This window comes from Synechococcus sp. PCC 7502, from assembly GCF_000317085.1.
Taxonomy (GTDB): domain Bacteria; phylum Cyanobacteriota; class Cyanobacteriia; order Pseudanabaenales; family Pseudanabaenaceae; genus PCC-7502.
On sequence record NC_019702.1, the window covers coordinates 981,074 to 994,753 of the forward strand.

8 protein-coding genes are annotated in these 13,680 nt (G+C 41.2%); 5 read left to right on the forward strand and 3 right to left on the reverse strand.

Features of this window, described 5'->3' with window-relative positions; genetic code table 11:
- Positions 1–7 precede the first annotated feature (7 nt).
- Entirely contained in the window at positions 8–3,394 is a 3,387-nt protein-coding gene (mfd, locus tag SYN7502_RS04800) for a transcription-repair coupling factor (protein WP_015167752.1), read from the reverse strand.
- Between the two features lie 100 nt (positions 3,395–3,494).
- On the opposite strand from mfd, the gene SYN7502_RS04805 reads away from it, so the two are divergent.
- The 5 genes from SYN7502_RS04805 to mtnA all read left to right on the forward strand — a co-directional run bounded on the left by SYN7502_RS04805 (position 3,495) and on the right by mtnA (position 9,592).
- Positions 3,495–7,058, forward strand: a complete 3,564-nt coding sequence (locus SYN7502_RS04805; RefSeq protein WP_015167753.1) for an N-6 DNA methylase — start codon at positions 3,495–3,497, stop codon at positions 7,056–7,058.
- An 11-nt stretch (positions 7,059–7,069) separates the two neighbouring features.
- Positions 7,070–7,309: a type II toxin-antitoxin system RelN family antitoxin gene (locus SYN7502_RS04810; protein ID WP_015167754.1), complete on the forward strand. Its 240-nt coding sequence runs from the start codon at positions 7,070–7,072 to the stop codon at positions 7,307–7,309.
- Positions 7,302–7,589, forward strand: coding sequence for a type II toxin-antitoxin system RelE/ParE family toxin (locus SYN7502_RS04815; RefSeq protein WP_015167755.1), 288 nt, complete (start codon positions 7,302–7,304; stop codon positions 7,587–7,589). Before SYN7502_RS04810 ends, SYN7502_RS04815 begins: the two co-directional genes overlap by 8 nt.
- 91 nt (positions 7,590–7,680) lie before the next feature.
- A complete protein-coding gene (locus SYN7502_RS04820; RefSeq protein WP_041429914.1) occupies positions 7,681–7,887 on the forward strand; it encodes a hypothetical protein in 207 nt (68 codons plus the stop codon).
- 610 nt (positions 7,888–8,497) lie between these two features.
- Positions 8,498–9,592, forward strand: a complete 1,095-nt coding sequence (gene mtnA / locus SYN7502_RS04825; RefSeq protein WP_015167757.1) for an S-methyl-5-thioribose-1-phosphate isomerase — start codon at positions 8,498–8,500, stop codon at positions 9,590–9,592.
- Positions 9,593–9,619: 27 nt separating this feature from the next.
- Here mtnA and SYN7502_RS04830 read toward each other — a convergent pair whose 3' ends face one another.
- Both SYN7502_RS04830 and SYN7502_RS04835 read right to left on the reverse strand, forming a co-directional pair.
- Positions 9,620–10,048 carry a hypothetical protein gene (locus SYN7502_RS04830; protein WP_015167758.1) on the reverse strand — a complete coding sequence of 143 codons (429 nt, stop codon included), beginning with the start codon at positions 10,046–10,048 and terminating at the stop codon, positions 9,620–9,622.
- Positions 10,049–10,090: 42 nt separating this feature from the next.
- A complete protein-coding gene (locus tag SYN7502_RS04835; RefSeq protein ID WP_015167759.1) occupies positions 10,091–13,672 on the reverse strand; it encodes a response regulator in 3,582 nt (1,193 codons plus the stop codon).
- Positions 13,673–13,680: the final 8 nt, after the last annotated feature.

A 13,680-nucleotide genomic window follows, 5' to 3' on the forward strand; every position in this document is an offset into this window, starting at 1 on the left:
GTTGAAACTAAGGCTCTTCGCTCTGCATAAGCTCTAGGTATTCAATTAAAGTTTGGAGTTGCTTATCGGCTGAGAGTGCTGCCATCCCTCTAGCGATCGCCTTACCAGATTGAAAGGCAAACCTTGATTGCAGATGTTTAGGTAATCTTTGATGGAGAGTTTTCCATGCGGGTTCTTCCATTTTGGTCTCAAGGATAATATTTTGCTTCCCTTCGGGTTTAATGCGGGAGAATCCGATTTTTTTAGCAACTTGTTTCAGTTCCATCACTTTAACTAATTGTTGGGTGGCGGCTGGTACTGTTCCATAGCGATCGCGCCATTCTTCTAAAATTTGGTTGAGTTCACGGCGGGAATTCACGGCGGCTAAGGCTCGATAGGCTGCCATTTTTTGATCTGGATCAGGAATGTAATTATTGGGAATAAACGCTGTCAGTGGTAAATCAATTTGGGTATCGTCAACTTGGGGAATTTCTGAACCTTTAATCTCGGCGATCGCCTCTTGCAGCATTTCCATATACAGATCAAAACCGATCGCTTCCATTTGCCCCGATTGTTCGGCACCAAGTAAACTACCTACGCCTCTAATTTCCATATCCCGCATCGCCAACTGATAGCCAGAACCAAGGTGGGTAAATTCTTGAATTGCCCTTAACCTTTGCCTTGCTGGCTCGGAAAGTTCACCCTTTGCCTGATAGAACAGCCACGCATGTGCTTGAACGCCTGATCGCCCTACCCGTCCGCGTAATTGATAAAGTTGAGCTAATCCCAGTTTCTGAGCATCTTCAATAATAATTGTATTCACACGGGGAATATCCAAGCCAGATTCAATAATCGTGGTACAGACGAGAATATCTGCTTCTCCACTGTTAAAGGTCAGCATCGTCGTTTCCAGTTCACCCTCGGGCATTTGTCCGTGGGCGATCGCTAATCTGGCACTGGGAATCATTTCTCGCAGTTTGGTGCTGGTTTCTTCGATCCCTTCAATGCGTGGCACCACATAAAATACCTGTCCCCCTCGATCTAACTCTTGACGAATGGCGGAACGAATAGCCTCTGGATCGTAGCGAGATAGATGGGTTTTAATCGAACGCCGAGAAGGTGGGGGCGTAGTGATTAAGCTCATTTCCCTGACCCCAGATAGCGACATATAGAGAGTTCTAGGAATCGGAGTTGCCGATAGTGTCAGGACATCGACTTCGGTTTTGAAGGATTTAATCTTTTCCTTTTGTGCCACGCCAAATCTTTGTTCTTCATCAATCACCAGTAAGCCCAAATTCTTAAAATTAATCTCCTTGGATAATAACTGATGGGTACCCACGACTAAATCTAATTCACCTGTGGCAAGCTTTTGAATGATTTCTTTCCGTTCCATAGTGCTTTTAAAGCGATTTAATAGAGCAATATTAATGGGATAGGGAGCAAACCGTTCCTGCATAGTATGGTAATGCTGCTGTGCCAGAATTGTGGTCGGTGCTAATAGAGCTGACTGTTTTCCTGCGGTTAAAGCCTTAAATAATGCCCGAATTGCCACTTCGGTTTTGCCAAATCCCACATCTCCGCAGACCAATCGATCCATTGGGCGATCGCTTTCCATATCCTGCTTCACATCTTGGGTAGCTTTAAGCTGATCGGGAGTAGGTTGATAGGGAAAAGAATCTTCCATTTCCTGTTGCCAAGGCATATCGGGAGGAAAGGCATAACCCACTTGCTGCGATCGCCGAGCATAGAGTTCTAATAAGTCAATGGCAATTTTTTTAATGGATTTACGCACTTTGTTAGTGGTATTTGCCCATGCTTTACCCGTCATTTTATTTAACGTGGGCTTGGTATCACCGCTAGAGCGAAATCTAGATAGAGAGCCAACTTGATCCGCAACTACCCGCAGTAAGCCATCTTCATACTGAATTACCAAATATTCTCGGGTTTCTTTATTGATAGTCAGACTTTCTAACCTTAAAAACTGCCCAATGCCATGATGACGATGTACCACATAATCTCCCGCCGAGAGTTTATCTAAATCTACTTTTTTAGAAGCAGCAACTCGGCGTTTTCGGACATAGCCGGAACTCCCAAGGGTGTGTTGTCCAAAGAACTCGCGATCGCTAACAATTAAAATCCGAAATGTCGGTAAGATAAATCCTTGAATTTCCGCTAACCCAGAATACTTAACCGCAACAGGCACTCTAGCAGTTTGCAGTTTTTCAATTGCCAGAAAATCTTGGGGATTGGGGACAAATTGAGCAGGACAATCATGCTCTTGTAATAAAGACACTGCCCTAGAAGGCTGGGCGGAAACTAGCGTAATTTGATAGCTTTGATCGCGAAATTCCCGTAGGGTGCGTGCCAAATTGCCAAATTGATGGGGAACGGCGGCGATGGGACGACTGGCTAAATTAATGCCTTTATTCTCTTCCGCTAATTCCGATAGATAAATTCGCGGAAAAAGCTCAATTTCAGCTAAACATTCTGTCCAATTGCGATGGAGTTTATTTACTGCGATCGCAGTTTCCGTAATGCCATCAGCCAAATCATTTTCTAAATTACCTTCTAAATCGTCCTCTAAATTTATTTGGGGATGACTATCTGCTAATACCGCAGCAGCATACCAACTTTGACTATGAGCCTGACATTGGTCTAATTCATCGATCGCTATTAAAAAATTAGAATTAATTTCCGCTAGATAGCTCAATAACGACTCCGTACAAGCACTATTTCCAAAACTGGTAGGGGTAAGCATAATCCCCGCGATCGCATCTAAGCCCCGTTGGGATGTCAAATCAAATTCCCGAATCCGTTCAATCTGATCCCCAAGGTAATCGATCCGTACAGGCATTTCGCTGGAGACAGGAAAAATATCAATAATATCTCCCCGCCGACTCCACTGTCCTTCAGTTTCCACCAAACTAGTGCGTTCATAGCCTAAATTGGTCAGGCGATCGCCTAAGGCTGATAAAGATATATCCATACCTGTGACTAGGGCAAGGGACTGTTCTTGGAAATCTTTAACCTTCGGTAAATGGGGCTGTAAAGCTCTGACTGTGGCTACTATGGCAATTTGCTTAGACTTAACTGCTAAATCCGTTAACACCTGCATCTGTCCCCAAATTACTTCAGGTTCAAGGCGTTGTTCTTGGGGTAAGGCTTCCGAGGCAGGATATAAATGCACCTGCTGCCAGCCCATTGCCTCTAGTTGTAATGCCCACCGTCCCGCTTCTTCAAGGGTTGCCGTAATCACCAGTAAGGAACTTTTAGAGCTTAAGGCTGAGGCAATAATTCCTTTGGCTAAACGCGATACTCCAGTTAGGGTTAATACTTGGTTGATTTTTAATTTAGTTTCTAATTCATTACACAGGTGCGATCGCCCTATTGTCCGAATAACTGAAGAGAATGCCATGAATATAATTTGTTCTAACTGGATTAAATCCATACTAGCCTAACCATACTTTATGGAGTAAGCGATCGATCTCAAAATCATATTGTTAACGAGTTAGCCCATGATCGATCACAGTTACGGTAAGCTCTATACCATACAACGATTTCCCAGACAACGCCTTTTGTACCCGATGAACCTATCCGATATCCTGAAAGACTCTGAGTATAAGCTTTCGCAGTTTAAGCCTGATGAAGTGGCTTGGCTTGAGCAGACTATTTTCTTAAAAACAAGTACTAAGGGGGATGTGCCTTATATTAAGTGTTTGGTTAGGGGTAAGGATATTAAGCTGACTCCTGAAGAGGCGGTTAGGCAGCTTTATTTAAATGTGTTAACAGGGCGCTATCAATATCCAGCTAATCGGATTTTGGTAGAGTATGAGGTTTCTTTTGGGCGGGAGAAGAAACGGGCTGATATTGCAATTATGGATAGGGATCGCCCGAATGTGCCTTATATCATCGTTGAACTGAAAAAGCCAAAACTTAAAGATGGTAAGGAACAGCTAAAGTCTTATTGCAATGCTACAGGTTCACCGATTGGGGTTTGGACTAATGGCGAACAGATTTCTTTTTATCAACGCAAAGACCCTAACTATTTTGAGGATATTACGGATATTCCAAATGTTAATCAAACATTGGCAGATATTCTCAATGAAAGGTTTACCCTCAACGATCTGGTAAAAAAAGATAAGCTGGTTACGGAGAAAAAGTCTTTAAAAGCACTGATTCTGGAAATGGAGGATGAAGTTCTTGCGAATGCGGGGGTTGATGTTTTTGAAGAGTTATTTATGCTGATTTTCACGAAGCTTTATGATGAGTGGGAATCTGGACGGGATGAGAAGCGTAAAAATACGAGATTGTTGGAATTTCGGAATACGGGACAAACTGAGACTGAGCTAAAAATTAAGATTCAAGGCTTATTTGATCGAGCTAAAAAACAGTGGGAAGGCGTATTTAAGGAAAGTGACAAAATTACTCTTAGTCTTTCTCATTTATCAATTTGCGTATCATCTTTGGAAAATGTGAAATTGTTTAATTCCAATCTTGATGTGGTTGATGAGGCGTTCGAGTATTTGATTAGTAAAAGTAGTAAAGGTGAAAAGGGGCAGTATTTCACACCACGCTATGTAATTGATATGTGTGTGAAGATGCTGAATCCACAGGAGGATGAGGCGATTATTGATACGGCGGCGGGTTCATCAGGTTTCCCTGTGCATACTATTTTTTATGTGTGGCAGCGAATTATTGATGATGAGGGTTTGCAGGTTAGCAACTTGTTCTCGTTGGAAAAGAAGCCTGTGCGTTGTGAAGATTATGTTAAAGGTAAGGTTTTTGCCATTGATTTTGATGAGAAGGCGGTACGGGTATCACGCACCTTAAATTTGATTGCGGGAGATGGACAGACAAATGTTTTACACTTGAATACGCTGGACTATGGATCGTGGAAAGAGAGAGCTAAAGAGGATGATTGGCGTGATGTTTATGGTGATGGGTTTAAGCGGTTGCGGGGTTTTGCTGATAAGAAGGATGATTTCAAGTCTTTTCAGTTTGATATTGTGATGGCTAATCCGCCGTTTGCAGGGGAAATTAAAGAATCACAAACTATTTCAAAGTACGATCTGGCGGTTAAGGGGAATGGTAAGCGGCAAGAAAAGATGGGACGAGATATTTTGTTTATTGAGCGCAATCTAGACTTTTTGAAGGCGGGAGGGCGAATGGCGGTGGTGTTGCCGCAGGGAAGGTTTAATAATTCTTCGGATAAGTATATTCGTGATTTTATTGCGGAACGTTGTCGTATTTTGGCGGTGGTGGGTTTGCACGGGAATACGTTTAAACCGCATACGGGGACTAAGACTTCGGTGTTGTTTGTGCAGAAGTGGAATGATGATCCGAGGGCTGGGGCTTTGTGTCCGCGTCGGGATAATTACAATATCTTTTTTGCGACGATGCGTAAAAGTGGTAAGGATAATTCAGGAGATAAAATCTATGTCAAAAAGTCCGATGGTTCAGGTGAGTTTTTGTTAGATGCTCATGGTCATTTGATTGTGGATCACGATCTGTTTAATCATGATGGCAAAACTCAAGATGGGATTGCTGAGGCTTTTATTGAGTTTACGAAGAAGGAGAATTTAAGTTTTTTTGATTTAAGCTCATCTGTTACGCCGTTTGATGCTGAGAAGTATGATCGGTTAATGGGTGAGCTGGAAGCATCAGAAGTTCGATATAGTGACTTGGAACGTACCCATAGAATTGATTCTGAGTTCTTTAAGAAAGAATATATTGAAATTACAAGGATATTAAAACAAAAAAGATTAAACTCGATAACTAACTTGGTCAAGGTTTTTGATGGGAACCACATGAAAATCAGTGATAACTTTACTGATAATGGTATTCCGTATTATCGAGGACAAGATATTCATCACTTTTTTATTGAACAATCATCACCTATTTTTATTGATGAAGATACTTATAACTTGAGTTATATGAAACGGTCTCATCTAAAAAAAGGAGATGTTTTACTCTCGATTGTAGGAACGATTGGAAGCGTGTCTTTTGTCAGTACAAATCAACCCGCAACTTGTAACTGTAAACTAGCAATTTTGCGACCTCAAAAGGTTAAACCCGAATATTTCTCTACCTATCTAAATTCTAAATTTGGTCAAAGTCAAATTAAGAGATTTACTCGTGGAGCCGTGCAAATGGGACTGATCCTAGAAGATATGGATCAAGTTATAATTCCAGAGTTTTCATCAAAGATTGAAGAAAGTGTTTCTGATGTAATAATGCTTGCCGAAAAATGTCTAAGACAATCTGATAAAAGATATCAACAAGCTGAAGATTTGTTATTGTCAGAGCTTGGGTTGAAGGACTGGCAACCGACGGATGAAAATATTGCGGTTAAGAGTTTTTCGGCTTCATTTGGGACAAGCGATCGGCTTGATGCTGAACACTATCAACCTAAATTTGATCAACTCATCGAAAAAATTGAACAAAAAGTAAACTTATCAAAACTCGGAGAATTATTAACTTGGAATCAACGAGGTAAACAGCCAAGCTACTTTGAAGAAGATCAAAATATATTAGATGGTTTACCAGTTGTTAACTCAAAGCACGTTAGAGAAGGTCAAGTTATCTTAGTTGATAACCGTTATGCAAAGTATCAACCTGAAGATAAACCTCTAATTATTCAAACTAATGATGTCCTGATTAATGGTACTGGTGTAGGAACTATTGGGCGATGCGCTCCATATCTACATAAGCAAAATGCTTTGCCAGATAATCACGTTACTATTTTAAGAACCAAGGTACTTGATCCAGTCTATTTATCAATTTATATCAATAGTATTGCTGGTCAATATCAAGTTGAAAAATATTTAAAAGGTTCGTCTGGACAAACAGAGCTATACCCTAAAGATATAGATAATTTTTGGGTATGGGAAGCTCCAGATAAAATTCAACAAAGGATTAAAAATAAGGTTGAAGAAGCACATCAAAAACGTGAACAATCCAAGCAACTTTTAGAAATTGCTAAAACTGGAGTAGAAAAGGCGATAGAAGAAAATGAAGAATTAGCGATTAATTGGATTGAGAAAGAGCTTCAAAAACTAAATGTTTCTATAAATCAATAGGAGAAATAACCATGCAAGCAGTTAAAGTAATGGCAAGCATCAACGAAAAAGGTCAACTCACCTTAGATTATCCCCTTGAGCTAAAGACAAATAGCCGAGTTGAAGTAATCATTCTTGTGTCTGAACCCGAAGAACCCGAAGAAATATCTAAACAAGAAATCATCGCTGACTTTCGACAAGCTTGGCACGAAGCAATGACAGAGCAAACCATTCCTGTATCAGCAATGTGGGAGCAACTAGAAAATGACTAACCAAATCCACGTTGAAGCCTCACCAACATTTCTAAAAAATATCCGCACACTTCGCAAAAAATATCCACGCATTCAGAATGATATGCAATCAGTCATTCAACAACTAGAGCAAGGAAAGTTATTAGGCGATCAAATATCAGGTGTTGGTTATCCTGTCTTCAAACTGAGAGTTAAAAATAGTGACATTCAAAAAGGAAAAAGTGGCGGCTATCGTCTAATTTATTATGTCAAAACAGCGACAGGAATCGTTTTGCTGACCGTTTACCCCAAATCTGAATAAGCAGATATTGATGCAACTGAAATTTGCGACATTATTGCAGAATACAACACATAAAAATTTTAGGCATAAACTTATGATCGGAGATACAACTATGGAAGTCCAAATGCTTAGAGACACCATCAGGCAAAGTGTTCGTGAAGTCTTGAGAGAAGAAAGAGAAGAACGCTTATCTCTTTTTCTAGCACTTATCCCAATTGTCAGCGACAAAGATATCCACAAAATCGAAGCAAAATTTCCCACTCCGTCAAAATATGCTCCCGAAGAATTTACTGACATGACCGACTGGATCAAATCATGAAAGTTAAATTCAGCAAAAATGCAATTAAATTCTTAAATGCTCTATCCTCAACAGACCAAGAGAGGATACGAGAAATGCTGAAAACGCTTGTACTCTGAATCCCTTGTTGAGGAGCTAATAATTTACGAGATCGACTTTAGAGGTGATATTTACAAGAGAAAATGAAAATCACATAAATTGCTAAAACTGGATTAGAAAAGGAGATCGCCCCTAAACGAGTCAAGCTTATAATAATGGCAACTCATAGATAATTCATCGGCACCTAAGCCTATGCAACAACTCCAAGAACAATACATTACAAACTCTCAAGGCGATCGCAAAGACAAATAATTGATAAGAGATCGGGACATAACACATCTTTCGAGCGGAAAATATTGTGATATTTCGGCATTGAGTTGAAAGTTGCCTTCATGCTTAATTTTCAGAGTTTACACAATTTACTTGACATTTTCACTTATGGGCAAAGAGTAATATCAAAGTGAAGTATCTAGTCTCAGTATACCCAAACCCTAAATTTCCATGATTAAGGCAATTAAAAATGTTTTTTAGTTTTTTGCCTTTAAACTATTGAAGAAACCTATGTGAAAGCGCAATTTAGGAGCTTAAGACTATGGTAAATGGCATTTATAAACCCTTTTGGCTGGATGGGGAAAGTTTAATAATCATTGATCAAACTAAATTGCCCTTTAGCTATGAAACCTTAAGATTAACTACTCCCGATGATGCGATCGCCGCCATTAAAAATATGAATGTGCGTGGGGCAGGAGTAATTGGTAATGTGGGGGCATTTGGGGTTTATTTAGCAGCGATCGCTTCCGTAGGAAATCTGGACGCAATTATAGCCATAGCTCAACAAATTCGTATAGCTCGTCCCACGGCGGTTAACTTAACTTGGGCAGTGGATCGAGTCATTAAGGTATTAAAAAATCTAGGCTCAGAAAATCCTGAAATTATTATTAATACTGCCAAACAAGAGGCAATTAATATCTCCGATGAAGATGTGGAAAATTCCGAAAAGATCGGAAAATTTGGCTGCGATCGCATTCAAGAAATTAGTAATGCCAAATCGGGACAAACAGTAAATATTCTGACTCATTGTAATGCTGGGTGGTTAGCGATCGTGGATAGTGGTTCTGCCCTTGCTCCGATTTATGAGGCACATTCTAGGGGTATAGATATTCACGTTTGGGTAGATGAAACCCGTCCTAGAAATCAAGGAGCATCTTTAACAGCATGGGAACTTCAACAAGCGGGAATTAAACACACAATTATTGCTGATAATACAGGCGGTTTATTAATGCAGTATGGCTTAGTGGATATGTGTATTGTTGGAGCCGACCGAGTCACTGCCCAAGGTGATGTCATTAACAAAATTGGGACTTACTTAAAAGCACTAGCCGCTAAAGATCACAATATTCCTTTCTATGTGGCTTTACCCAGTTCTACCTTTGATTTTGAGTTAATCGATGGCATTAAAGAAGTGGAAATTGAAACCAGAAATCCCGATGAGGTTTTATACATACAGGGAATCACTGCTGATCAAGTTTTATCTACGGTGAGAATTGCCCCTTATGAAAGTAACGCCATAAATTATGCCTTTGACATTACTCCTAATCGCTTAGTAACAGGTCTAATTACCGAACAAGGAATTTGTGCTGCTAATCAAGAAGCGATCGCCCACCAGAAAAAAGAATTGAGCAGATAAATTAGGATTTTCTGTAAGATTTTTGGGTTAAGGTTTTTTAACTATACCAATAACGTGGTTGTAAATTACCCCATTAAAGTTATAAGCTTTGCCATCCGATTGCCAAGGGCTAGTATCAAATTCCATGTTTTGCCAGTCTAGGGGATTAATCGCAATTAAGTTGGGAATATTTGTGCAGGCGATCGCTACTAAACCACCTTTAACTTCAGGAATTTTAATCAGAACTAGGGTAATTTCGGAGGTCGGTGGACAGGATTTTCGTCCAAATATTACTGGTATAGTCTCAGTTCGATACTGAGTAATACTGCGCTCCGATTCAAGGGTAACAGAGGCTTTGAGCAGAACTTCTTGAACTAGATCAACACTAAAAGCCAGATTTAAGTCTTGGGATTGTAAAAGTAGTCCCTTTTCTGTGTATATGGGCGGTGGAGCAACGGCTCGAAAGGGTTGAAGCATATAAATAATTAGGTGGTTATGCGATTTTGAACTAATTTCGGGCTAATTTTCAGCTAATAGAGAGGCAACTTTGGCTAAAAGCTCTGGGGTTGTAAAGCCTTTGGTTAAGTAATCATCAGCCCCCAGCCGTTTAGTTTCCTTTGACCACTCTTCCGCTAGACGAGAAGAGATTACCATAATCGGCATATTCATTCCTGCTTGGCGGCAACGGTCAATGAGGGTAAATCCATCCATCCCTGGCATTTCAATATCGGTAATTAGCATAGTCGGTTGGGCATGATTTTGCATCCAATCCCATGCTTCTAAGCCATCGCTACAGATATGAATGTTATAACCCTGATTGCTCAGACTACTTTCAATGCGGCGGCGCATCAGGGCAGCATCATCTACAACGAGAATGCGGGCTATATCTTCAACCTCAGTTACAGTTGGGATCGCGATCGCCCCTTGAGTAGAGCTTAAAAGTCGATCAATTAAGGAAACTGGGTCTATGATTGGGATTAATTTGCCATCGGACTGTAAACTTACGCCCATCACCCCCACAGGACTGGTTAAGGGACTGGGAATAGCGTTAACTAGTAAATCGCTCTGCCCCACTAGACTATCAGCAATTATCCATACCCCTAAGGTATCCTGCGATCGCTTGGTACGCACGGCAATAGAAGTCGGTAAATAGGTACGGTTAGATGTTTCTCCCTGCCAGTATTGATAGAGGTCAAGGGCGGGTACAGCCCCAGTATCTTCGGTAATGGTCATCGAATATAGGGCAGAATCCTGTTTTTGCCAGAGTAAATCCCCCAATAGCATTGTCGTAAAAATATCAGAGGTGGGAACACCAAAAATGCGATCGCCTGCCTGGAGCAACATACACCGCACAAATAAATTGGGTACAGGAATTTGAATCGTAAAAGTTGTCCCCACTCCCAGTTTAGTATCAAGGCTTAGCTGCCCTCCGATCGCTTCAATTTGATTAGCAACCACATCCATGCCCACACCCCGACCAGAAATATCACTGACTACTTGGGCTGAGGTAAATCCAGGTTGACATATAACTGCTAACAGAGCCGCAGAATTATCGGTATTAGTTAAGGGTAAATTTTTAGCGATCGCAATTTTCTGAATCTTTTCTGGATCAATACCTCGACCATCATCATTAACTTTCAAGACAAACACACTACCACGACGGACTAAAGATAGGGTAATTGTGCCTTTTTGGGGTTTGCCCAGTACAGCCCTTTCACCCACGGTTTCTAAGCCATGATCAAAGGAATTTCTAATCAGGTGTAGAAGCACAGGTTCTAGGTTCCGTAACGTACCTGCATCTAGTTCCAGTTTTTCCCCAATTACTGTCAATTGCGCCCGCTTATCTAAATTTCGAGTGGTCAGATCGCGCAAAATTCCTCGTACCCGAAAACTTAGAGTTTCAAAGGCAACAAGGCGACTTTCTTCTAGGGTTTGTTGTAGTCCCCGTAAACTGCGTTCCAGTCTTTGTAGGCTTTCTGCTGTCCGTCTTGCCGATTCCCCTGTTTCTGCCCCTAGCTCAGTTAAGCGCAAACTAATTTCTAAAAGACGGTTAATGGCTGTGTAACCTTGGCGATAGCTTTCTACTTCGGGAGATTCTTGATTTTTGGAAGATTCAATTAAAGCATAGTCATCTTGAACTTCCCGCAACTGCCCAATGTACTGAATGCTATCTTGCGCTAGAGACACAATCGGCAGCAGATTATCGTAAACCAGTTGATAAAACCCCTGGGTAGCACGGGTTGCCATGAGGGTTTCCACTAAATGCTGAGAAGAGCGATCAAGACGTTCTAGGGGTACGGGAATTTGCACATCGGCGGCTGATACTACTAGTTCCTTTGGCTTCTTGCGCTTGGGTTGAATGTATTGAATAAACTGCTCAGGGACTATATCCAAGGAGCTAGGTAAATCCTCAATCTCTGCAATTTCATTAGTTGCATCAGCCAGATTATCAGTTAAATTAGTAAACTCAAGTTCATTAGTTAGTGGTTTAGTAATTACTGGTTTAGCAATTTGGGGAGCCTTACCACCGTTGCGGGCGTACTCTTTTAAGGTTCTGAGTCTATTCATAAATTGCGATCGCCACAATTCACAATCAGGACTTTCTAATAGGGTTTGGGTTTGTGCTAATAAATCTTGCCAATCTGTGGCTAAGCCAATTTCATTACCAATTTCCTGAAGCTGCATCAGGGTCATAGTTGCAACCTCAAGGGATTCCGAGGATACGGTACCAGTTTCGGGTAACTGCTCGATCGCCATTTCCAAGTCCAAAATCACCAGATCAAAGCCCTGTTCGGCAAATTCCCGTGCTAACTGTTTCTGCTCATTCCACTCTTCTAGGTAATTTGTTTTAACTTGGGTTTGCAGTTCTAAAATTCTTTGAATTGAACTAGTAGGAACTGCAGATTTACCAAGGCTGGCAACTAAAAGCTCACCGCACTCAATCAAAACCTGTTGCAAAAAGCCATTGCTAAGGTCAGGGACTGGGTCAACATTACGCAAATCCGATAGTAAATCCTCAAAAACCGTGGATACCTGCAAAATAGCCTCTGCCCCAACCGTCACCGCCCCCCCTTTAATCGTATGGATGGCACGATACATTTGCTGAATGTCCTGTTGCCAAGTGGACTCCTGTAGCTGCTTTACTGTACCCATATATAGCTGTAAGGAGTTTTGGGTATCTAAGTCAAACAGATTCCGTAGCTCTTGCTCTAAAGGATCAACTGGATCAGAAGGCTCAACTGGTTCCGAAAATTCAGCAATATCAGAAATTTGGTCGGTAATTTCAGTAATAAAATCTTCAAATTGATTAGTTTGATTAGATGAATTAGATTGATCCGTCTGATCGAGTTGATGAATTGGCATAGATAGTTCGGGAATTTTGCCCCCATGCTTGGCGCATTCCTTGAGTGATCGCAAATAACCAGACCATTGAGATAACCACACATCACTGCTGGGATTTTGAATCAGAGCTTGACTTTGGCTGAGTAAGGTTTGCCAAGACTCCCCCAGGTTAATCTCTTCCCCGATCTGCTGTAGCTGCATCATGGTATCGGCGGCAATAGTGACAACATCTGATGTGACAATACTGTTAGGACTAAGCTGCTCAATCGCCATATCTAGCTCTAACACCACCAAATCAAAGCCCTGTTCGGCAAATTCTTGATGTAATTGGTCTTGATCGCTCCAGTTGGGAAGGTAGGTGGCTTGGAGTAGCGATCGCATTGCCAAAATCCTGTCTGCCAAAGCTGTGGCGGAATCGTTACTTGATAATTCAAGGCTAGCTGTTAACAGTTCACCTGCTTCTACTAGAATCTCTTGCAGTTGGCGATCGCTAAGACTGGGGGCATCATCTAAGTAACGTAAATCTGACAGTAAATCCTCTAAAACTGTAGAAACTTCTAAAATTGCCTCGGCACCGACCGTAACTGCTCCTCCTTTAATGGTGTGAACGCAGCGATAAATCTCCTGAATATCATGTTTCCACGAGTCCTCACTAAGGTTTTGGGCAGTACTGATGTACAACTGCAAATACTTTTGAGTATCTAAATCAAATAGGGTACGCAATTCCTGTTGGAGTTGATCTTCGGCAGTATTCAGCATTGGTTTGG

What these genes read in the sequence shown, in the direction of transcription:
- SYN7502_RS04815 (WP_015167755.1), top strand. Translation starts at nt 7,302, where the DNA reads ATGACTAACCAAATCCACGTTGAAGCCTCACCAACATTTCTAAAAAAT.
- SYN7502_RS04830 (WP_015167758.1), bottom strand. Translation starts at nt 10,048, where the DNA reads ATGCTTCAACCCTTTCGAGCCGTTGCTCCACCGCCCATATACACAGAA.
- SYN7502_RS04805 (WP_015167753.1), top strand. Translation starts at nt 3,495, where the DNA reads ATGATCGATCACAGTTACGGTAAGCTCTATACCATACAACGATTTCCC.
- SYN7502_RS04810 (WP_015167754.1), top strand. Translation starts at nt 7,070, where the DNA reads ATGCAAGCAGTTAAAGTAATGGCAAGCATCAACGAAAAAGGTCAACTC.
- mfd (WP_015167752.1), bottom strand. Translation starts at nt 3,394, where the DNA reads ATGGCATTCTCTTCAGTTATTCGGACAATAGGGCGATCGCACCTGTGT.
- SYN7502_RS04820 (WP_041429914.1), top strand. Translation starts at nt 7,681, where the DNA reads ATGGAAGTCCAAATGCTTAGAGACACCATCAGGCAAAGTGTTCGTGAA.
- mtnA (WP_015167757.1), top strand. Translation starts at nt 8,498, where the DNA reads ATGGTAAATGGCATTTATAAACCCTTTTGGCTGGATGGGGAAAGTTTA.
- SYN7502_RS04835 (WP_015167759.1), bottom strand. Translation starts at nt 13,672, where the DNA reads ATGCTGAATACTGCCGAAGATCAACTCCAACAGGAATTGCGTACCCTA.